Source organism: Amycolatopsis oliviviridis, from assembly GCF_014654365.1.
GTDB lineage: Bacteria > Actinomycetota > Actinomycetes > Mycobacteriales > Pseudonocardiaceae > Amycolatopsis > Amycolatopsis oliviviridis.
Window position 1 is genome coordinate 272,652 of the sequence record NZ_BNAY01000005.1, and the last position, 19,673, is coordinate 292,324.

Annotated in this window: 17 protein-coding genes; 11 read left to right on the forward strand and 6 right to left on the reverse strand. The window is 70.1% G+C overall.

Annotated features, from left to right (window positions below; genetic code table 11):
- Positions 1-49: 49 nt before the first annotated feature.
- The 5 genes from IE302_RS22985 to IE302_RS23005 all read left to right on the forward strand — a co-directional run bounded on the left by IE302_RS22985 (position 50) and on the right by IE302_RS23005 (position 9,301).
- On the forward strand, positions 50-1,708 hold the full coding sequence (locus IE302_RS22985; protein ID WP_191256551.1) for an N-6 DNA methylase: 1,659 nt from the start codon (positions 50-52) through the stop codon (positions 1,706-1,708).
- On the forward strand, positions 1,708-2,592 hold the full coding sequence (locus tag IE302_RS22990; RefSeq protein ID WP_191256552.1) for a serine/threonine-protein kinase: 885 nt from the start codon (positions 1,708-1,710) through the stop codon (positions 2,590-2,592). The genes IE302_RS22985 and IE302_RS22990 overlap by 1 nt, the downstream gene beginning before the upstream one ends.
- 95 nt (positions 2,593-2,687) lie before the next feature.
- Entirely contained in the window at positions 2,688-3,341 is a 654-nt protein-coding gene (locus IE302_RS22995) for a L,D-transpeptidase (RefSeq protein ID WP_191256553.1), read from the forward strand.
- Between the two features lie 392 nt (positions 3,342-3,733).
- The gene (locus tag IE302_RS23000) at positions 3,734-6,391 is read left to right on the forward strand and encodes a PQQ-dependent sugar dehydrogenase (RefSeq protein ID WP_191256554.1); all 2,658 of its coding nucleotides are present in this window, start codon (positions 3,734-3,736) and stop codon (positions 6,389-6,391) included.
- An 87-nt stretch (positions 6,392-6,478) separates the two neighbouring features.
- On the forward strand, positions 6,479-9,301 hold the full coding sequence (locus IE302_RS23005; RefSeq protein WP_191256555.1) for a PQQ-dependent sugar dehydrogenase: 2,823 nt from the start codon (positions 6,479-6,481) through the stop codon (positions 9,299-9,301).
- Positions 9,302-9,526: 225 nt separating this feature from the next.
- Here IE302_RS23005 and IE302_RS23010 read toward each other — a convergent pair whose 3' ends face one another.
- The gene (locus IE302_RS23010; protein WP_191256919.1) at positions 9,527-11,050 is read right to left on the reverse strand and encodes a 3-hydroxyacyl-CoA dehydrogenase; all 1,524 of its coding nucleotides are present in this window, start codon (positions 11,048-11,050) and stop codon (positions 9,527-9,529) included.
- A gap of 170 nt (positions 11,051-11,220) precedes the next feature.
- Between IE302_RS23010 and IE302_RS23015 the strand changes: the two genes are divergently transcribed.
- On the forward strand, positions 11,221-11,415 hold the full coding sequence (locus tag IE302_RS23015; RefSeq protein WP_191256556.1) for a hypothetical protein: 195 nt from the start codon (positions 11,221-11,223) through the stop codon (positions 11,413-11,415).
- 9 nt (positions 11,416-11,424) lie between these two features.
- Positions 11,425-12,048: a TetR/AcrR family transcriptional regulator gene (locus IE302_RS23020; RefSeq protein WP_191256557.1), complete on the forward strand. Its 624-nt coding sequence runs from the start codon at positions 11,425-11,427 to the stop codon at positions 12,046-12,048.
- On the opposite strand, the gene IE302_RS23025 is transcribed toward IE302_RS23020, so the two are convergent.
- Positions 12,032-12,721, reverse strand: a complete 690-nt coding sequence (locus tag IE302_RS23025) for a TetR/AcrR family transcriptional regulator (RefSeq protein ID WP_191256558.1) — start codon at positions 12,719-12,721, stop codon at positions 12,032-12,034. The two genes, IE302_RS23020 and IE302_RS23025, sit on opposite strands and share 17 nt — an antisense overlap.
- Positions 12,722-12,853: 132 nt before the next feature.
- Here IE302_RS23025 and IE302_RS23030 point away from each other — a divergent pair, with 132 nt between their 5' ends.
- Complete coding sequence (locus tag IE302_RS23030) at positions 12,854-13,315, forward strand: nitroreductase/quinone reductase family protein (protein ID WP_191256559.1); 462 nt, start codon at positions 12,854-12,856, stop codon at positions 13,313-13,315.
- A gap of 125 nt (positions 13,316-13,440) precedes the next feature.
- Here IE302_RS23030 and IE302_RS23035 read toward each other — a convergent pair whose 3' ends face one another.
- From IE302_RS23035 to IE302_RS23045, 3 genes are all read right to left on the reverse strand, one after another.
- Complete coding sequence (locus tag IE302_RS23035) at positions 13,441-13,665, reverse strand: hypothetical protein (RefSeq protein WP_191256560.1); 225 nt, start codon at positions 13,663-13,665, stop codon at positions 13,441-13,443.
- A 67-nt stretch (positions 13,666-13,732) separates the two neighbouring features.
- Entirely contained in the window at positions 13,733-14,389 is a 657-nt protein-coding gene (locus tag IE302_RS23040) for a response regulator (RefSeq protein ID WP_191256561.1), read from the reverse strand.
- On the reverse strand, positions 14,386-15,552 hold the full coding sequence (locus tag IE302_RS23045; RefSeq protein ID WP_229907929.1) for a sensor histidine kinase: 1,167 nt from the start codon (positions 15,550-15,552) through the stop codon (positions 14,386-14,388). The genes IE302_RS23040 and IE302_RS23045 overlap by 4 nt, the downstream gene beginning before the upstream one ends.
- Before the next feature lie 61 nt (positions 15,553-15,613).
- On the opposite strand from IE302_RS23045, the gene IE302_RS23050 reads away from it, so the two are divergent.
- The gene (locus IE302_RS23050; protein ID WP_191256563.1) at positions 15,614-16,687 is read left to right on the forward strand and encodes an ATP-binding protein; all 1,074 of its coding nucleotides are present in this window, start codon (positions 15,614-15,616) and stop codon (positions 16,685-16,687) included.
- 7 nt (positions 16,688-16,694) lie between these two features.
- Here the strand turns inward: IE302_RS23050 and IE302_RS23055 are convergent, their stop codons facing one another.
- Positions 16,695-17,303: a hypothetical protein gene (locus tag IE302_RS23055; protein ID WP_191256564.1), complete on the reverse strand. Its 609-nt coding sequence runs from the start codon at positions 17,301-17,303 to the stop codon at positions 16,695-16,697.
- Between the two features lie 169 nt (positions 17,304-17,472).
- Between IE302_RS23055 and IE302_RS23060 the strand changes: the two genes are divergently transcribed.
- Positions 17,473-18,222 (forward strand): response regulator transcription factor, encoded by a 750-nt coding sequence (locus tag IE302_RS23060; protein ID WP_308436918.1) that lies wholly within the window; start codon positions 17,473-17,475, stop codon positions 18,220-18,222.
- Positions 18,200-19,672 carry a sensor histidine kinase gene (locus IE302_RS23065; protein WP_229907907.1) on the forward strand — a complete coding sequence of 491 codons (1,473 nt, stop codon included), beginning with the start codon at positions 18,200-18,202 and terminating at the stop codon, positions 19,670-19,672. Before IE302_RS23060 ends, IE302_RS23065 begins: the two co-directional genes overlap by 23 nt.
- Position 19,673 lies beyond the last annotated feature (1 nt).

Genomic DNA, 19,673 nt, shown 5'->3' on the forward strand with positions numbered 1-19,673 from the left:
GTTCACAAACATAGAGCTGGAATGGTCAGCTGTCGGTTACGATGCCGTGATGGAGGAGCAAGCCACCGTCAGCGCGGCGGACATCGCGCGGATCGCCGGCGTCGGCCGCGCCGCGGTGAGCAACTGGCGTCGACGGTACGGAGATTTTCCGCCGCCCGTCGGCGGGACGGCGTCGAGCCCCCTCTTTTCCCTGGTCGCCGTCGAAAACTGGCTGCGTGAGCGTGGGAAGCCGTTCGAAATGTCGCTCGGGGACCGGGCCTGGCAGCGGCTGCGGAACCTCGGCGACGACCTGTCCTTGGGCGACCGGGTCGGCCGGGTGGGCGCGTTCCTGTCGCGCCGGGGATCCGAGGAGTGGGCCTTCTCGTCCCGCTACGACGACGCCGAACTGCTCGACCTGCTGGACCGCTTCGCCGAGGAGCGGGGCGCGCGCGAGGCCTTCGAGTTCCTGCTGGAGCGCTACGTCGAGGCGCACTCCCGCCAGCTGTCCGTCACCGCCGAGCCGGTGGCCGCCCTGATGTCCCGGCTCATCGGTCCCGAGCCGGGCGTCGTGCTCGACCCCGCGTGCGGGCTCGGGACGCTGCTCCTCGCCTCCGGCGGCAGCCGCCTGCTCGGCCAGGTCGACGATCCGGCGACCTCGTGCATCGCCGCGCACCGGCTGCTGCTCGCGGGCGCGGACATGGAGATGTACGGCGCGGACGCCCTGTCGATGGACTCCTACGAAGGACTCCTCGCGGACGCCGTCGTCTGCGATCCGCCGTTCAACGAACGGGAATGGGGGTACGACGACCTCGTCGGCGACCCGCGCTGGGAGTACGGCCAGCCGCCGCGTGGCGAACCGGAACTGGCGTGGGTGCAGCACTGTCTCGCGCACGTGAAACCCGGCGGGCTGGTCGCGATCCGCATGCCGCCCGCCGCCGCCGGACGGCGCACCGGGCGGCGGATCCGCGGGAATCTGTTGCGGGCCGGGGCCTTGCGCGCGGTGGTGACGGTCGGCGGTGCGGATCTCTGGCTGCTGCGACGGCCGGAGAGCGGGGAGCGCCCGCCGTCCCGGCTGCTCCTGCTGGCCGATCCGTCCACTGTGGAGGAACAGTGGCGGGAACACCTGCGCGGCAACGAGGTTCCGGGCGCGGTCCGGATCATCGACCTGCTCGACGAGGAGATCGACCTTTCCCCCGCCCGGTACCAGGAGCGGGACGAACACGCGGGCGAGGCCTTTCTCGAAGTGCGCCGGCATTTCGAGCGGATCCGGCCGGATCTGCCGTCGCTGGTGGTGTCCGGGGAGAAACCCTCGTTCACCACGATCGGCGAGCTGCTGAAGTCCGGCGTCCTCACCGTGCCGGAAACGGTGGAAGCGGGAGACGTCCTCGCGTCGCCCGCCGTGCCCGCGTATGTCCACAATGGAGCTTCGTTCGCCGCGGAGCCGACGATGTCGAAGTACCGCACCGATCCCGAACGGCTGGACGCCGCGTTCCTCGCCGGCTGCCTGCGCGCGGCCGGTCAGCTCGCGCCGTCCTCGTCGACCAGGATCGACCTCAAGCGCACCCGGATCCCGCGCCTCCCGATCGAAGCGCAGCGCGCCCACGGGGAGGCGTTCACCCGGCTCGCCGCCTTCGAGGACGCCCTCCGCGAGGCGGCGGAATCGGGCCTGGAGCTGGTGAGGCTAGGCTTGACGGGACTCACCGAAGGACAGCTCAAGCCGGAGAACTAGTGCTTATCTCGGACCGCTACGAACTCGACGAGCTGCCGCTCGGCCGGGGTGGGATGGGCGCGGTCTACGCGGGCCACGACCGGCATCTCGGCCGTCGCGTCGCGGTGAAGTTCCTCGGGCTTCCCGGTGGTCCGGACGCCGAACTCGAACAGCGCTTCATCCGCGAGGCGCGGATCCTCGCCACCCTCGAACACGCGGGAGCGCCGACACTGTACGACTTCGGCACCTACGACGAGCGGTTGTACCAGGTCATGCAGTTCATCGAGGGCGTGACCGTCGCCGATCTCGCCGCCGAACACGGGCCGCTGCCGGTGCCGTGGGCGGCCGCGATCGCGGCACAGGCCTGCGCGGTGCTGTCCGCCGCGCACGCGCTGTCCATCTGTCACCGGGATCTCAAGCCCACCAACCTGATGCTGTGCCCCGACGGCAGTGTGAAGGTCCTCGACTTCGGGCTCGCGATGCTGCGCGAGACCGACGTCGCCCAGTTCACCCGCGCCGGGCAGATCCTGGGCACCCCCGCGTACATGGCGCCCGAGCAGATCCAGCGCGGCGCCGCCGGGCCGCGCAGCGATCTCTACGCGCTGGGCTGTGTCCTGCACGAAATGCTGACCGGCAGGCAGCTGTTCACCGGTCCGACGGCGTACGCGGTGTTCGAGAAGCAGGTCAAGGACAGTCCGGCCGAAGTGGACGGTGTCCCCGCCGGACTGAACGCGCTGCTCGCGGATCTGCTGGAAAAGGACCCGGAACGACGTCCCGCCGACGCGGACGAACTGTTCGGGCGGCTGGCCGTGTTCGCGCGGGACCTGCCGCCGCTGCCCGGATATCTGGACGAAGGCGCCAATCCGGGCCGGATGTACGCGCGGGTCGTCGGCCGCGTGCCCTGAGACGTGATCGTGACCTTCCGATCAACAACCCCGAGCCGGTGACCTCCGTCTTTACCCATGTCAGGACGGACCACGGACAATCGGGGGTAAGGGTTGTGAAGAAGTTCCTGGTGGGGGTGACCGCACTGGCCACGGCGCTGGTGCTGACCGCGTGTTCCGGCAACTCCGGCGGCGGTGCGCCCGGTGGTGGCGCCGTCGCGCAAGGCGACCCGGCCGGCGGGGCCACGACGTCGGCTCCGTCCACGTCCACGCCCTCTACGTCTTCCGCCGCGCCGACCACGTCGTCCCAGCCGCCGAGCAGCAGCTCGACGCCGAAGCCGACGTCCTCGAAGCCCAAGCCGAAACCCACCCCGAAGCCCGAGGTCAAGCCCGCGGCGAACGTCGCCGACGTGCCGTGCAAGGCCGCGCTGGCCTCGCCGGGGGTGAGCGCCTGCGTCGACCTCTCCGCGCTGAAGACGTGGCTGCTGCAGGACGGCAAGGTCATCTACGGCCCGGTCAAGCAGCTTCCCGGCAAGAAGGGGCACGCGACGCCGACCGGGGTCTTCCACGTCACGCACAAGGTCAAGAACTACCACTCGAAGGCCTTCGACGCGCCGATGCCGAACTCGGTGTTCTTCCTGCCGGGGATCGCCTTCCACACCGGCAGCCTTTCGGTGTACTCGCACGGCTGCATCCACCTGGCCGCGGCGGCTTCGCAGAAGTACTTCACAACTTTGCAGAGCGGCAACGTGGTGCAGGTCGTGGCCTGACGCGCCACCGCCACACTCAGCTACTTAAGCGCGTGAAGGCCCCCTTCCCTCGGCTCAGCCGAGGGAAGGGGGCCTTCACTACCTTCAGGGTAGGGAAGGAGGCCTTCACGGACCGGCCAGTGACCAACCGCGTTTCGTCCTCTGAATGCGGTGAGCGGGAAGCGCGCCACCGCACCGGGCCGACCCCGCACCCGTCGCATTTCGTCCTCTGAATGCGCCGGCCAAGACACCTGCCCCGCTAACCCGAATCGCCGCTCGCGAACACCGTGAGCCACGTTCTCGTGCCGATCATTGCGGTTCGGTCGCTTTGAGATAAATGAAAGCTTCCGGCGGCAATGACCTCCCCGTTTTCGGCGACGTGCCCAGGACACGCCGGAAGTGGGGAAACGCCGATGATCAGGAGCCGGGCACGCACTCGTACCTTCGTCGCACTGTCGGTTTCGATCCTGCTTTTCCCGGGATGGGTGGGCGCTCCGGAAGCGACCGGGGCGCCCACTCTGCCATCCGGCTTCGTCCTGCGTGACCAGCCGAGCGGTCAGGCCGCGTTCGACCTGACCGATTTCGCTTATCTGCCGGACGGTTCGGTGCTCAGCACCGGCAAGAGCGGCAAGGTCGCCTGGGTTCCCGTCACCGGTCCGGCGCGGACGCTCGCGACCCTTCCCGTCCACGACGACGGGGATCTCGGCCTCGTCGGCCTCGCCGTCGCCCCGGATTTCGCCACTTCGCGCCAGATCTATCTCGCGCGGTCGTTCGACACGAGCGGCGGCCCGTTCACCATGCGGGTGGCGCGCTGGACGGTGACCGGCACCGACGTCCCGACCGGACTCGCGAACGAACGCGTGCTCGTCGACCTTCCCGGTTTCTACGACGTCCACGGCATCACCGGACTCGTCACGGCGGCCGACGGGACTTTGTGGATCTCCATCGGCGACGCCGCCGACTTCACCAGGATGGATCCCGGCGCCTTGCGCGCGCTCGACCTCGATCAGCTCTACGGCAAGATCCTGCACGTCACCCCGGACGGCGCCGGTGTCCCCGGCAATCCGTACTACTCGGCCGCGGCGCCGGACGCGAATCGCTCCAAGGTCTTCTCCAGCGGCTACCGCAGCCCGTTCCGGTTCTCCCTCGACCCGCGCCTCGGCCTGCCGGTCGTCGGCGACGTCGGCTGGAACACCTGGGAAGAGGTGAACGTCGTGCGGCCGGGGGCGAACCACGCCTGGCCCTGCTGGGAAGGGAACGCCCCGACACCGGGGTACGCCGGTCTCGCGGGCTGCGCGGGTGTCGTCAACACCCCGCCGATCACCGCCTATCACCACGGTTCCGGCACCGACGAAGGCAACAGCGTCACCGCCGGGATCGTCTACAGTGGATCGTCCTATCCGGACGAATACCGGGGCGCGTTCTTCTTCGGCGACTACGTCACGCAGAAGATCTGGACGATGACGTACGACAGCCAGGGCAGGCTCGTCCAGGCACCGCAACGGCCGCCGAGGTTCACCGGGGTCGGCGGTCCGGTCAAATTCGCGGCCGCGGCCAACGGCGACATCGTGTACGCCGACATCCACACCGGGAACCTGCGGCGGCTCAGCTATCCGGGGACGAACGCGGAACCGGTCGCGGTGGCGACGTCGAGCACCGACCCGTCGACGAGGACGGTGACCTTCGACGGCTCCGGTTCCTCCGACTTCGACGGCGATCCTTTGACCTATCACTGGGATTTCGGTGACGGCACGAGCCAGGACGGTGTCCGGGTGACGCACGCCTACGACGCCGGATTCACCAGGGTGACGGCGCGGCTCACCGTCACCGACCGGCTCGGCGCCACCGGCGGCACGGACGTCGTCGTCGTGCCGGGAAACCATTCGCCGGACCTGACGATGACGGATCCCGGCGCGCGGACCTTCGCGGTCGGGGAACCGGTCGTCGCCGGAGCGACGGCGGTCGACGCCGAGGACGGCCCGCTGCCGGTCGGCTGGACCACGCTGATCCGGCATTGCCCGGAAGAGGCGACCTGTCACGCGCATCCCGGGTCGCCGGGCAGCGGTCCGGTCTTCTCCCTGCCCTTCACCGGCCATCAGGACTCGCGGGTCGAGATCACCGCGTCCGTGACCGACAGCGCCGGGGTGACGGCGAGCAGGACCTACGTCGCCCTGCCGCGCGAGCACCGGCTGACCTTGACCTCAACCGTCCCCGCGGCCTTGAGCATCCCGGCGGAAGGCGGGGTCAACACCGCGATGGTGACCGAGGGGGCGACGTTCGAGGTCGTGGCGGAAGCGATCGCCGCGGACGGCGTTTCGACGTTCACGAGCTGGTCCGACGGGCGGACCTCGCGCACGGTGACCGTCACCGTCCCGGCGCGGGACCTGACCATGACGGCGAACTACCTCACCCCGATCGACCGGCGCTACCAGGCGGAACCCGCGCTGCGGCAACGGCTCGGGGCGCCGGTCGGCCCGGAGGTCACCGACGGGACCGTGCGCTACCGGCCGTACGCGGGCGGCAGGCTCTATTGGAGCGCCGAGACCGGTGTGAAGCAGATGGAGGGCGAGATCCTCAAGAAGTACCTCGCGCTGGGCGGGCACCGGAAGTTCGGTCCACCCACGACCGACGAGACCTCCACACCGGACGGCGTCGGCCGGTACAACCACTTCCCGGACTGGCCGGGCACCCAGCGGTCCTCGATCTACTGGACGCCGTCCACCGGCGCGCATCCGGTGTACGGGCGGATCCGGGTCCGCTGGGAGGCACTCGGCTGGGAGCGGGGCCCGCTCGGCTACCCCACGACGGACGAGACCTCTACTCCGGACGGTGTCGGCCGCTACAACCACTTCACGAAAGGGGGCTCGATCTACTGGACGATGGCCACCGACTCGCACGCGGTCTACGGGGCGATCCGGCAGCGCTGGGCCGCGCTCGGCTGGGAGCGGTCGTACCTGCGCTACCCGACCACCGACGAGTTCACCATCCCCATCGGACGGCAGAGCAGCTTCCAGAGCGGCTACGTCACGTGGAACCGGAGCACCGGGCAGGTGCTCGACAGACGGTGGTGATCACAGTTCGATAAAGCCACTCGAAAGTGTGAAATGTCCACCTGGACCCCGTCGATGAGACGTTCGACTGGGGAAAGGGGCCCTTGCATGCCTTCGAGATTCCGTGCGCTCTGTCACGCCCTCGTGACGCTGCTGATAGTGACCTTGCTGGTGCCGCTGACGTCCACTTCGGCGTCCGCGGCACCCGTTCTGCCGCCCGGCTTCGTCCTGCGTGACCAGCAGAGCGGCCAGGCTCCGTACGACCTGACCGACTTCGCCTACCTTCCCGACGGCTCGATGCTGACCACCGGCAAGCAGGGCAATGTCGCCTGGGTGTCCACCACCGGCCAGACGCAGAACATCGCCAGCCTCGCCGTCCGCAGCACCGGTGACCTCGGCCTGGTCGGGATCGCCATCGCGCCCGACTACGCCACTTCCCGTGTGGTCTACACCGCCCGCGCGATCGACGTCGCCGGCGGCGGCATCGCGCTGCGCGCCTCGCGCTGGACGGTGTCCGGCACCGACCGGCCGACCGGGCTGACCGGGGAGAAGGTGCTCATCGAGGGACCCGCGAACACCGACATCCACGGCATCACCGGTGTCGTGGCCGCCCCCGACGGCACGGTGTGGGTCTCCACCGGGGACAGCTCGCGCTTCCAGGGCGCGGCGGACCCGTTCGCGCTCAACGTGTACGACCTCGACAAGATCTACGGCAAGATCTTCCACCTCACCGCGGACGGGGCCGGCGTGCCGGACAACCCCTTCTACACCGCGGCGAACCCGAACTCGTTGCGCTCCAAGGTGTTCGCGAGCGGCTTCCGCAGCCCGTTCCGGTTCCATCTCGACACGAGCACCGGTCTCCCGGTGGTCGGCGACGTCGGCTGGGGCACCTGGGAAGAGATCAACTTCGTCCAGAAGGGCGCGAACCACGGCTGGCCGTGCTTCGAGGGCAACCAGCCTTCCGACGGCTTCTCCGCGATGCCGCAGTGCGCTTCGGCCGTGAACACCCCGCCGATGCTGGCGGTCCGCCACGGCCAGGGCGCCGACAACGGCAACAGCATCACCGCGGGCATTGTCTACAATGGAGAGTCGTACCCGGAGGAATACCGGGGCGCGTACTTCTTCGGTGACTACGCCACGCAAAAGCTGTGGACGGCCAAGTACGACACGCAGGGCCGGGTCGTCCGCCAGCAGGAGTCCCCGCCGAAGTTCACCGGTATCGGCGGTCCGGTCAAGTTCCTGGCCGCGGCCAACGGCGACATCGTCTACGCCGACATCTACACCGGCTTGCTGCGGAGGCTCAGCTACACCACCGGGAACAAGGCGCCGGTCGCGGTCGCCACTTCCGAGACGAACCCCGAAACCCGCACGGTCTCCTTCGACGGCAGCGGGTCTTACGACTTCGACGGCGACCCGCTGACCTACGAGTGGGACTTCGGCGACGGCACCACCGGCACCGGGGCGAAGGTCAGCCACGCCTACGCGGCGGGCACCGAGAAGTTCACCGCCAAGCTGACCGTGAAGGACGGCCTGCAGGCCGCCGGGACCACGGAAATCGCCGTGGCGCCGGGGAACCACTCGCCGAAGCTGACCATGACCGACCCCGGCGGCCACCTGTTCGCGGTCGGCGAGGAGGTCAAGGTCGGCGCGACCGTCACCGACACCGAGGACGGGAACCTGCCGGTCAGCTGGACCACGCTGGTCCGGCACTGCCCGGAGAACGCGGTCTGCCACGCGCATCCGGACCACAGCGGCACCGGTCCCGAGTTCGCCATGCCGTTCACCGACCACACGGACTCCAACCTGGAGTTCACCGCGTCGGCGACCGACAGCGCCGGTGTCACGGTCTCGAAGACCTACGTCGCGAAGCCGAGGGAACACCGCCTCACGCTGACCAGCAACGTCGCCGCGGCACTCGGCATCACGCCGGAAGGCGGGGCCGCTTCGGCGATGGTGGTCGAGGGCGCGACCGTGGAGATCCAGGCGGCCGAGGTCGCTTCGGACGGCTCGTCGACCTTCACCGGCTGGTCCAACGGGGCCACCGGACGGCTGACGAACATCACCATGGGCGCGAGCGACCAGACGATCACGGCGAACTACATCACGCCGATCGACAAGCGCTACCGCGACGAACCCGCGCTGGCGCAACGACTCGGCGCGCCGACGGCACCCGAAGCCGTCGACGGCACGGTCCGTTTCCGCACCTACGAGCGCGGACGGCTGTACTGGTCGAAGGACACGGGCGTCAAGCAGATCGAGGGCGAGATCCTCAAGAAGTACCTCGCCGCCGGCGGGCACGTGAAGTTCGGTCCGCCCGCGACCGACGAACAGTCCACTCCGGACGGTGTCGGCCGGTACAACCACTTCCCGGTCTGGCCCGGCGTCCTGCAGACGTCGATCTACTACACCGTGAACACCGGGGCGCACCCGATCTACGGCAGGATCCGGCAGAAGTGGGCGTCGATGGACTGGGAGCGGGGGCCGCTGGGTTACCCGAGCACCGACGAAGCCGGTACCCCGGACGGTGTCGGGCGCTACAACCACTTCAGCAACGCCGCGTCGATCTACTACACCGCCCAGACGGACGCGAGGGCGATCTACGGGCGGATCCGCGTCCGGTGGGAGGCGCTCGGCTGGGAAGCCGGGCCCATGGGGTACCCGACCATGGACGAGGCGGCGACGCCGGACGGTGTCGGCCGGTACACCCACTTCACCAAGGCCGGTTCCATCTACTGGTCGATGGCGACCGACGCGCGCGGCGTGTGGGGCGAGATCCGGAAGCGCTGGGCCGCGCTCGGCTGGGAGCGGTCGTACCTGCGCTACCCGACCACCGACGAGATGGCCGTCACCGGCGGGAGGCAGAACAACTTCCAGGGCGGTTATGTGTTCTGGAACGCCTCCAACGGGAGTGTGACCGACGGCCGCTGGTAAGCGGATGAACGCGTGAAGGCCCCCTTCCCTCTGCAGTGGTTTTAGGACACAGCCGAGGGAAGGGGGCCTTCACGCGCTTTGGCGCATTTAGAGGACGAAACGCGATGGGTGCGCGGCCTGCCGCTTCTCATCGGATCGCCTCGGATCGAGGTGGGCGCGGTGCGGTGGTGCGCTTCCCGCTCAGCGCATTCAGAGGACTAAACGCGGTTGGTCCCTGACCGCGTTTCAGCGGAGCAGGTCGGCCGGGGTGGTGCCCGCCGCAGTGAGCGGCAGGCCGAGCGCGACCCGTTCGGTGAGCCAGCCGCTCGGCCGGTAGCGCTGGTCCCCGGTGCTCGCGACGAGTCCGCGCAGGACCCGCAGCACGAAGTCCGCGCCCGCTTCCTCGCCGAGGGCCAGCGGTCCGCGCGGGTAGCCGAGGCCGAGCCGGACGGCGGTGTCGATGTCCTCCGGCGTCGCGAGCCGCTGCCCGGCGATGAAACAGGCGGTGTTGACGATCGACGCCAGCAGCCGCTGCGCGATCGGCGCGGGGCCGTCGCGGACCACGGTCACCGGCAGCCCGGTCGCGGCGAGCGCGCCCCAGGCGGTGCGGCCCGCTGCGGGGTCGAGCGCGGGATGGACCGTGAGCGTCAGGCGTTTCGCATAGCCGCCGAGGGGGTCGACCCCGACGACCCGTTCCGCCGGCAACCCCGCGGCGAGCGCGGTGTCCACAGTGGACGAACCGACCGGGCTGACGATCAGGACCGTGTCCGGGTAGGCGGAGTGCACGACCTGGATCCCCGCCGCCGACAGCAGCGTGCCGAGCCGCTCGTCGTCGACCCACACCGGAGTGGCCGGGGCTTCCGGCGCGGCCGGCTCCGGCTCCACCTGCTGCTGCCCGTCGACGTAGCCGTAGAAGCCCTCGCCGTTCTTGCGCCCGAACAGCCCGGCGGCGACGCGGGGCCGCGTCAGCCACGACGGCCGCAGCCGCGGTTCGCCGTGGAACCCGCTCCAGATGCTTTCCAGCACGGCGTGCGAGACGTCGAGACCGGTGAGGTCGAGCAGTTCGAACGGGCCGAGTTTCAGGCCGAGCACGTCCCGCGCGACGCGGTCCACCTCGGCCGGGCTCGCGATCCCCTCGGCGAGGATCTGCAGCGCCTCGGTGCCCAGTCCGCGTCCGGCGTGGTTGACCAGGAACCCCGGGGCGTCACGGGCGAGGACGGGTTCGTGTCCCCAGCCGCGGACGAGTTCGGTCACGGCGGGCGGAAGCCATGCCGCGGTCCGCGCGCCGGGTACGACCTCGACCAGCCGCATCAGCGGGACCGGGTTGAAGAAATGGAGACCGAGCAGCCTGCCGGGATCGGTCAGCGCGGCCCCGATCTCGGTGACCGAAAGCGAGCTGGTGTTGGTGGCGAACACGGTGTCCGGGCCGCAGACGCGTTCCAGTTCGGCGAACAGCGCGCGTTTGATCTCCAGGTCCTCGCGGACCGCCTCGACGACGAGGTCGACACCGTCGGCGGGGGCCAGCGGGCCGTCGGCCGCGATCAGCCTCCCTTTCGCGGCCGCGGCGGCCTCCTCGGTGATCTTGCCCTTCGAAGCGAGCTTGCCGAGCATCGCGCCGACGTGATCGATGGCCTCGCCGACGGCCTCGGGCCGGGCGTCGGCGAGTTCGACCTCGAGCCCCGCCGTCACGGCGAGCTGGACGATGCCCCGGCCCATCACCCCGGTTCCGATGACCCGGATCCTGCCGACCTGCTCCGCCCACTTCTCCACCGCGAGCCGCCTTTCCCTCGATGCCGTCTCCGGCGTGACGCTAGCCGCCACGCCGGTATCTCGCCCGGAAGGGTGATCCCCGTCCCGTCCGGCGTAAGGCCACCGAACCGACGAGGTCCCTTCCGCGAAAACCGAGTGTTCCGCGCACCACCCCCGAAGGGAAACCTCCCATGGCCACCGTCCCCGCCGCCGCAGCCGTCCGGACCACGCCGTTGCTCCTCGTCGCCGTTCTCTTCGGCGCCGTCGCCGCGTTCTTCGCGAGCCAGGCGCTGTGGCCGCTCACCGCGCTGGCCGTCGTGATCGCCGCCGCCGTCCTCGCGGGCGGGGTGTGGATGATCGGCCGCAGGGGAAGCCGCGAACTCTAGGATCGCCGTGTGACGGCGAGACGTTTGACGCGCGAGGAAAGCCGTGAGCAGACCAGGCAGCGTCTGCTCGCGGCGGCCGCCGAGCTGTTCTCCGAACGCGGGGTCAACGGCACCTCCGTCGAGCAGATCGCCGAACGGGCCGGGTTCACGCGCGGCGCCTTCTACGGCAACTTCGACGGCAAACACGAGCTGGTCGTCGAACTGCTGCGCCGCCGGACCCAGCGGGAGGCCGAGGAGGTCACCGCGTTGGGCGAGGGCGTCGGCTCCTTCGCCGAGATGATGGACAGGCTGCGCGCGTGGAACGTCGAGCGCGCGGAACATCTCGACGGCTGGCTGACCCTGCGCACCGAGCTGGCCCTTTACGCGCTGCGCAATCCCGAGGCGCGTCCGCTCGTCGGCGAAGGCGAGAAGTCGACAAGGGCACTGCTGGAGACGTCCGTCCGGACCGAACTCGCCGCGCGCGGCGCGGAACCGCCCGCCGACCCGGCCTTCCTCGCGCTGATCCTGCACGCGCTCGAAGACGGTCTCCTGCTGCAGCGATTCCTCAGTCCCGAGGGGACCGGCGACGAGGACGTCGTGGACGCCGTCCAGCTGCTGATGCGGTCGTGGACCGCGCTCAGCCGGTCATCCTGATCCCGGTGAACTCGGCCATCTGACGGATCCCGTGCGCGAAGAAGGCGTCCGACGGGTCCACCGAGCCGACGTACTGGCCGAACAGCTCGAAATTGATCATCCCGAACAGCTGGGTCCACGCCATGATCAGCCGTGAGGCCGTCTCGGGGGCCAGGGTGATCTTGAGGATCTCGATGACTGCGCCGAGCTGCCGCTGGAGCTCGGCGGGCATCTCGCCGACCTCGGTCTCGACGCGGAGATCCGCGTCGCGCAGGACCGCGACCAGCGCGAACGCCACCCGGCTCGCGGGGGTGACGGTGTCCTGCGGGGCCTGGTAGCCGGGGATCGGCGAGCCGTAGATCAGCGCGTACTCGTGCGGATGCGCCTTCGCCCAGGCGCGGACGGCGAGCCAGATCGACTCCCAGCGTTCCAGGGAAGCCTTCTTGGGATCGTCAGCGGTCTCCGCGGCCTCGCCGACGGCGTTGTAGGCGTCGACGATGAGGGCCGTCAGCAGGTCCTCGCGGCTGGAGAAGTAGCGGTAGAGCGCGGACGAGACCATGCCCAGCTCTCGCGCGACGGCGCGGAGCGAGAGCCCGAGCGCGCCGACTTCGGCGAGCTGGCGGCGGGCTTCGTCCTTGATCTCACGGGTGAGCTCGGCGCGGGCGCGTTCACGCGCGGTCTGAGTGGCGGGCATGCACTCACCATAGAGCATCGCACCTAAATGAGAGCAGTGCTCTTGACGCGACGCACCGCTCTAGTGTTCACTGCTCTTAACAGAGAGCACTGCTCTCGCAGACTTCGCACTCACAGACCTTGAGGAGACAAGATGACCACCGCCACCGCCACCTACGACGCCACCCGCTACCTCAAGCCCGCCAAGGCGACCAGCGCGTTCAACGAATTCGTGCTCAAGCTGACGAGGTCCGGCGTCAGCGTCCTGGGCAGCCGGGTGCTTTCGGTCCGCGGCCGCAAGAGCGGCGAACTGCGCTCGGTCCCGGTCAACCTGCTGAAGCTGGGCGGCGAGCGCTACCTGGTCGCGCCGCGCGGTGTCACGCAGTGGGTGCGCAACCTGCGGGTCGCGGGCGAGGGGCAGCTCAGCGTCGGGCGCCGCACCGAGACGTTCACCTACACCGAACTCGCCGACGACGAGAAGCCCGAGATCCTGCGCGCCTACCTCAAGCGCTGGAAGTTCGAGGTCGGCGTGTTCTTCGACGGTGTCGACGCGAAGGCGTCCGATGAGAAGCTCCGCGAGATCGCCCCCGGCTACCCGATCTTCAAGATCGTCTAGCCGGTCGGTCCGGAATCGGGGCAGGTCAGGGAAGGCGTCGGTCCGGGTGGTCGTGAGTGGTAAGTGTCGTTCTAACGACACTTACCACTCACGACCACCTCGACCCAGCGCGGTCCGGCGGCGCCCTAGTCGGCCTCGCTCGCCTGGTCCTCGGCAGGAGCACGCCGGGTGCGGCGGGCGGTGGCCGCCACCAGCACCACCCCGACCAGGAACGCGACGAGCCCGATCAGGAACCAGAGTTTCTGCCCGGTCATGAAGCTGCCGGTCAGCACGCCGGCGCCCTGGAGCACCCAGACCCCGCCGACCAGCAGGAAGACCAGCCCGATCGTGAGCGTGACCCAGCGCTTCATTCCCAGCTCCCCGCCTCGACGTACCTTGCGGCGATTCTGACAGGAGAAGCCCGGTCGGGCGAACCGATCACCGGCCGCCGACGAGACCGTTCCGGTAGGCGTAGACGACGGCGTGCACCCGGTCCCGCAGCCCCAGTTTCGCGAGGATCCGGGAAACGTGGGTCTTCACCGTCTCCTCGCCCACGTGCAGCCGTTCGGCGATCTCGGCGTTGCTCGACGCGTCGGCGACCAGCATGAGGACTTCGCGTTCGCGTGAGGTGAGCCGTTCCAGTTCCGCCGGTTCGGCGGCCACGGGTTCGATGCTGGTGGCGAAGGTCGACACGAGCCGCCGGGTCACCGTCGGATCGATCAGCGCGTCGCCGCGGGCGGCCACCCGCATGGCCGAGACGAGTTCTTCGGGGGCGAGGCTCTTCAACAGGAACCCGCTCGCCCCGGCCCGTAGCGCGCGGTAGACGTACTCGTCGGAGTCGTAGGTCGTCAGCACGAGGACGCGGGTGTCGTTGCCGGGCGCGGACATGATCGCTTCGGTCGCGGCCAGACCGTCCAATTTGGGCATCCGGACGTCGAGCACGGCGACGTCCGGGCGCAGCGCGGCCGCCTGCGCGACGGCTTCGCGCCCGTCCGCGGCCTCGCCGACGCAGGCGAAATCCGCCTGGGTGTCCAGCACCGCGCGCATCCCGGACCGGAACATCGCGTGGTCGTCCGCCAGCAGAACCCGGATCACTCCGCCTCCAAAGGAAATCCGACTCGAACCCGCCAGTGCCGCCCGTCGTCGAGCGGTCCGCATTCCGCCTGGCCGCCGAACAACGCGACCCGCTGCCTGATCCCGGCGAGGCCGCGTTTCGTCGACTCGGCGGTCGAAGCCCGGACCGGGCGGCCGATCTCGTTCGTGATCGCGAGGACGATCTCCGTCTGCCGGTAGGCGAGGTCGATCTGGACCGTCCCGCCGGAGCCGTGCCGGAGCGCGTTCGTCAGCGCTTCCTGCGCGATGCGGTACAGCGCGACGTCCACCGAGCCCGGGAGTGCCCGCGGCCCGCCGTGACTGGTCAGCCGCGCGGGGAGCCCCGCGGCGCGGAGGTTGTCGAGCAACTCGTCGAGGTTGTCCAGCCCCGGTTGCCGTTGCGCGTCCCCGTTCTCCTTGCCGTGCAACAGATCCAGCAGACGCCGGAGATCGGCCATCGCGGCCCGGCTCGACGATTCGACGGCCGAGAGCGAACGCCGCGCGGCCGGTTCGCCCTCCGGCAGTCCGAGCCGCGCGGCACCGGCGTGCACGCCGATCGCGCTGACGTGGTGGGAGATCACGTCGTGCAGGTCGCGGGCGATCGTCGTGCGTTCTTCGGCGACGGCGCGACGCACCGCTTCGGCTTCGTGCTGCTGCCGTTGTTCCTCCGCGCGCTGGAGGTCGGCGATGTACGCGCGTCGCGCGGTCGTGTAGCGGCCGACCATCCACGGCAGAAGCCCGCTTATGCCGACGTCGATGAGCACCAGCCGCCAGTCCCGGTCGCCCCGGTCGACCGGGATGAGGATGCACGCGAAGAGCCCGGTGAGCATCGCCGCCAGCGCCGCCAGCGCCGGTTTGGTCGAAAGCCAGGCGCCCGCGCGGTATCCCGCGATCAGCACGCCCGCGTTGGTGGCCTGGAGGTAATGGTCGAACGGGTACAGCAGGAGCGGCGCGGCGACGAGCAGCGCGCCGTGCGCGGCCGAGACCCAGCCGGAATAGCGCGAAGGCCCGGCGAGCGCGGCGTTGGCGAGTATCCCGCCGATCAGGATCACCCACGCCTGCCAGCCCAGCGAAAGCGGTGGTCCCTCGATGAGGAACAGCCCGGCGTCGGCGACCAGGCAGACGGCCGCGACCGCGCACGCCTGCCTCGCCAGCGACCCACTCATGTCCCGCACGCGCCCAACTCTGCCCTATTTCGCTGGACAGGGGTTCCTAAGCTGAGAAGCCATGGGGATCGAGAAGACGCCCGTGCTCTGGACGACCGGCGCACCGGGCACGGGGAAATCGACCACCGCCTGGGGTTTGTACAGCCGCGTCGTCGAGGCGGGCGGCAGCGTCGCGTACGTCGACATCGACCAGCTCGGACTGATCGGCCCGCCTCCGGGCGGCGGGGAGGCCTCGCACGCGATCAAGGCGGCCAATCTGGTGCGGGTGCTGGAAGTCCTGCGCGCGTGGGGTGCGCGGCAGCTCGTCGTGTCCGGGGTGGTGGACCCGGAAAACGGGATCGAGCTGTACTTCGAGGGCCGGGACTTCGACGTCACGCTCGTCCGGCTGACGTGCGATCGCGACGAACTCCGGAGCCGCTTCCTCGGCCGCGGTTCGCCTGCCGGGGCGCTGCCCGACCTCTTCGAGCTGGCGGACATCTACGAACGCGCCGCTTTCGGTGAAGTGCTGGACACGACCGGGCAGCGTCCCGAGGAGACCGTCGACGCGCTGTTCCGCCGCTGCGTCGTCGAAAACGGGCAGGTCTCGCCGCTGGACGCCGTCGAGCCGCAGCCTGGACCGGTGACCGTGGTGACGGGTCCGACGGCGGTCGGCAAATCGACGGCCGCGTTCGCTGCCCTGCGGGAACTCTGGGACGAGGGGAAGCCGGTCGCCTACGCCGACCTCGCGCAGTTCGGGTTCGCGCACCCGGGCCCGGATCCGGTCGCGGAGGCGGCGATCCTCGCGGCCGTCTGGCGCGGCTACCGCGAGGCCGGAGCCGGGCACTTGCTCGTGGTGGCCCGAGAATTCCTTCCCGAACACCGGCAGGTCTTCAAGGAGGTCACCGTCGTCCACCTCGACGCGGACGACGCGACGCTCACCGAACGCGTCCGGCGCCGGGCCGAGGGCGAATCCGCGCTGCTGGCCGGTGACGAACTCCGCGGCGCGCCACCCGGTGTGCGGGACCGGGTGGCCGCCCGCGCGATCGCCGAGGCGGGCGGGACACGGGACTCCGGCGGCGACCGCGTCGTCCTCGACACCTCCGGACAGGAAGCCGCCGAGACGGCCGCCGCTCTGCTGGCCCTCCTACGCCGGTAGCCGTTTGTCAGTTACCGGGCGGCGGTCCGCCCGGCCCGTCCTGACCCGGTTGGCCCTGCTGACCCTGACGCCGCTGGCCGCCGTTCTGGCCACGCTGGTTCTGCCCGGGATTGCCGATGCTCGTCGCCGTCGCCTTGTCACCGGTGACGTTGGCGTTCACCGTCACCGTCTGGCCGGTCTTGGGATCGCCGGTCTTCTTGGTCGACGCGTCGATCGTGTAGACCTGCTTGTAGCCGTCCTTGCTGGTCAGGCTGATGGACGTCGCGCTGATCTCGGTGACCTCGCCGGTCTGCATCCGCTCGGTGCGGTAGCCGCCGTTGCCGTCGGAGACGACGAAATCGCCGTGCAGCGCTTCACGCGGCATGCCGCCGCCGGGGCCGAAGACCATCCGGCCGCCGCCGGGGCCGCCCATCATCTGGCCTTGTTCGGAGCCGTTAGCGGCGGTCCCGGCCCAGATCGCGGCCCCGCCGCCGGCGGCGATCACCACCGCCACCCCGGCCGCGATCGCGGTCTTGCGGCCCGACCAGGCCTTCTTCGGTTCACCCGCCGGGGCGGGCGCGCCCCACGCGGCGGTCTCACCCGCCGGGGGTTCGGCGGGTTTGGTCGGTTCGGTCATCTGGTCGCCTCCGTGTACTCGGTTGCGGCCATGCTCGGCGCCGTCGCTGTGCGGAAGCTGTGCCGCCGGTGGGCACCCGCTGTGATTCCCGCCCGGCCGGGTGATCGTTCACAGGAAACGCACAGCCGGGACACAGAGAAGGCTCATCGGCGCCGCGCAGGATGGCACCATGACCAGTGTGAACGTCCCGTCGTCCGGTTCCGCGAAGGCAGGCCTGCGCCGTGCCGACGGCAGTCCTGTGCGGGTGCTGGTCGTCGACGACGAAGCGACCTTGTCCGAGCTCGTGTCGATGGCCCTGCGCATGGAGGGCTGGGACATCCGCACCGCCGGTGACGGGACCGAGGCCGTCCGCGTCGCCAGGGAATTCCGGCCGGACGCGGTGGTCCTCGACGTCATGCTGCCGGACATGAGCGGCCTGGACGTCCTGCGCCGCCTGCGTGCGGAGGTGCCCAACCTGCCGGTGCTGTTCCTGACCGCGAAGGACGCGGTGGAGGACCGGATCGCCGGGCTCACCGCGGGCGGCGACGACTACGTCACCAAGCCGTTCAGCCTGGAGGAGGTCGCGCTGAGACTGCGCGCGCTGCTCCGCCGCGCGGGCGGGGTCGCCGGGCCGAGCGGGTCGGCGCTGGTCGTCGGCGACCTGACCCTGGACGAGGACAGCCGCGAAGTGCATCGCGGCGGCGATCTGGTGCCGTTGACCGCGACCGAGTTCGAACTGCTGCGCTACCTCATGCGCAATCCGAAGCGCGTGCTGTCGAAGGCGCAGATCCTGGACCGGGTGTGGAGCTACGACTTCGGCGGCCAGGCCAACATCGTCGAGCTGTACATTTCCTACCTTCGCAAGAAGATCGACGCCGACAGGGAACCGATGATCCACACGATGCGCGGCGCCGGGTATGTCCTCAAGCCCGCGGGGTAAGCGGCCTTGGTCCCTGCGGCGGCGGCTGATCGCGCAGGTCGCGGGGCTGCTCGCGCTCGTCTGCCTGGTGGTGGGCGTGGTGACCGAACTGGCGTTGCGGGACTTCCTGATCGGCCAGCTCGACTCCCGGCTCCACGAGACCAGTGAACGCGCGAGCCGTCCGCCGCCACCGGGCCGTCCCGGCGGGGAAAGGGTTCCGGAAGGCCTGCGCGCTTACGGTCAGAGCACCGGTTCGCTGTTCGTGAACGTGTTCCCGGACGGCCGCGTGCTCGCCGCCGTGCTCCGGTCCAGCTACGACGCGAAGGTCACCGACCCGTTCCCGCACGACGAGATCAGCCCGTCCCAGGTCGCCACCCTGGTGCGGTCGGTGTCGGGCAACGAGCCCACCGACGTGGATCTCGGGTCGCTCGGGGAGTACCGCGTGGTGGCGAAACAGACTTCCAGCGGCGGGGTCGCGATCACCGGCCTGCCCACAAAGGACGTCACGGACACGTTGTGGAACCTGGGTTTCATCTTCGGCGGGGTGGCCGTCGGCGGCATCCTGCTGGCGGGCGCGCTCGGCGCGGTGACCGTGCGGCGGACCATGAAACCCCTCGACCGGCTGGCCGCCACCGCGACCAGGGTCTCGGAACTCCCGCTCGACCGCGGCGAGGTCGCGCTGTCCGAACGAGTGTCCGAAGTGGACACCGACCCGCGCACCGAGGTCGGCAAGGTCGGTTTCGCGCTCAACCGCATGCTCGGCCACATCTCGAACGCGCTTTCCGCCCGGCAGGCCAGCGAAAGCCGGGTGCGCCGGTTCGTCGCGGACGCCAGCCACGAACTGCGGACCCCGCTCGCGGCCATCCGCGGCTACGCGGAACTCACCCGGCGGTCTGGTTCCGAGGTACCGCCGGACATCGCGTTCGCGATGGGCCGGGTGGAGTCGGAATCGACGCGGATGACCGGCCTTGTCGAGGATCTGCTGCTGCTCGCGCGGCTCGATTCCGGGCGCCCGGTGGTGCATCAGCCGGTCGATCTCTCCCGCCTGGTCGCGGACGCCGTCGCCGACGCGCACGTCGCCGGGCCGGAGCACGAATGGCGGCTGGAAGTCCCGCCGGAACCGATCACCGTCCTCGGTGACGCGGACCAGCTGCACCAGGTGGTGATCAACCTGCTGGGCAACGCGCGCACGCACACCCCGTCCGGCACCGAGGTCACCGTCTCATTGTCCATAGTGGACTCGGCGGTGGCACTGTCCATTGTCGACGGTGGGCCGGGGATCCCGCCGGAGATCCTCCCCGAGGTCTTCGAACGCTTCGCCCGCGGCGACGATTCGCGGTCGCGGGCGGCGGGCAGCACCGGGCTCGGCCTGGCCATCGTCGCGGCCGTCGTCGCCGCGCACGGCGGGCAGGTCGGGGTCACCAGCCGCCCGGGACGGACGGAGTTCCGGGTCGTGCTGCGCGCGGGCTGAG

Coding starts and splice junctions, on each gene's coding strand:
- IE302_RS22985 (WP_191256551.1), top strand. CDS start 50: ATGGAGGAGCAAGCCACCGTCAGCGCGGCGGACATCGCGCGGATCGCC.
- IE302_RS23000 (WP_191256554.1), top strand. CDS start 3,734: ATGATCAGGAGCCGGGCACGCACTCGTACCTTCGTCGCACTGTCGGTT.
- IE302_RS23005 (WP_191256555.1), top strand. CDS start 6,479: ATGCCTTCGAGATTCCGTGCGCTCTGTCACGCCCTCGTGACGCTGCTG.
- IE302_RS23015 (WP_191256556.1), top strand. CDS start 11,221: ATGGCCACCGTCCCCGCCGCCGCAGCCGTCCGGACCACGCCGTTGCTC.
- IE302_RS23025 (WP_191256558.1), bottom strand. CDS start 12,721: ATGCCCGCCACTCAGACCGCGCGTGAACGCGCCCGCGCCGAGCTCACC.
- IE302_RS23030 (WP_191256559.1), top strand. CDS start 12,854: ATGACCACCGCCACCGCCACCTACGACGCCACCCGCTACCTCAAGCCC.
- IE302_RS23035 (WP_191256560.1), bottom strand. CDS start 13,665: ATGAAGCGCTGGGTCACGCTCACGATCGGGCTGGTCTTCCTGCTGGTC.
- IE302_RS23045 (WP_229907929.1), bottom strand. CDS start 15,552: ATGAGTGGGTCGCTGGCGAGGCAGGCGTGCGCGGTCGCGGCCGTCTGC.
- IE302_RS23050 (WP_191256563.1), top strand. CDS start 15,614: ATGGGGATCGAGAAGACGCCCGTGCTCTGGACGACCGGCGCACCGGGC.
- IE302_RS23055 (WP_191256564.1), bottom strand. CDS start 17,303: ATGACCGAACCGACCAAACCCGCCGAACCCCCGGCGGGTGAGACCGCC.
- IE302_RS23060 (WP_308436918.1), top strand. CDS start 17,473: ATGACCAGTGTGAACGTCCCGTCGTCCGGTTCCGCGAAGGCAGGCCTG.
- IE302_RS23065 (WP_229907907.1), top strand. CDS start 18,200: ATGTCCTCAAGCCCGCGGGGTAAGCGGCCTTGGTCCCTGCGGCGGCGG.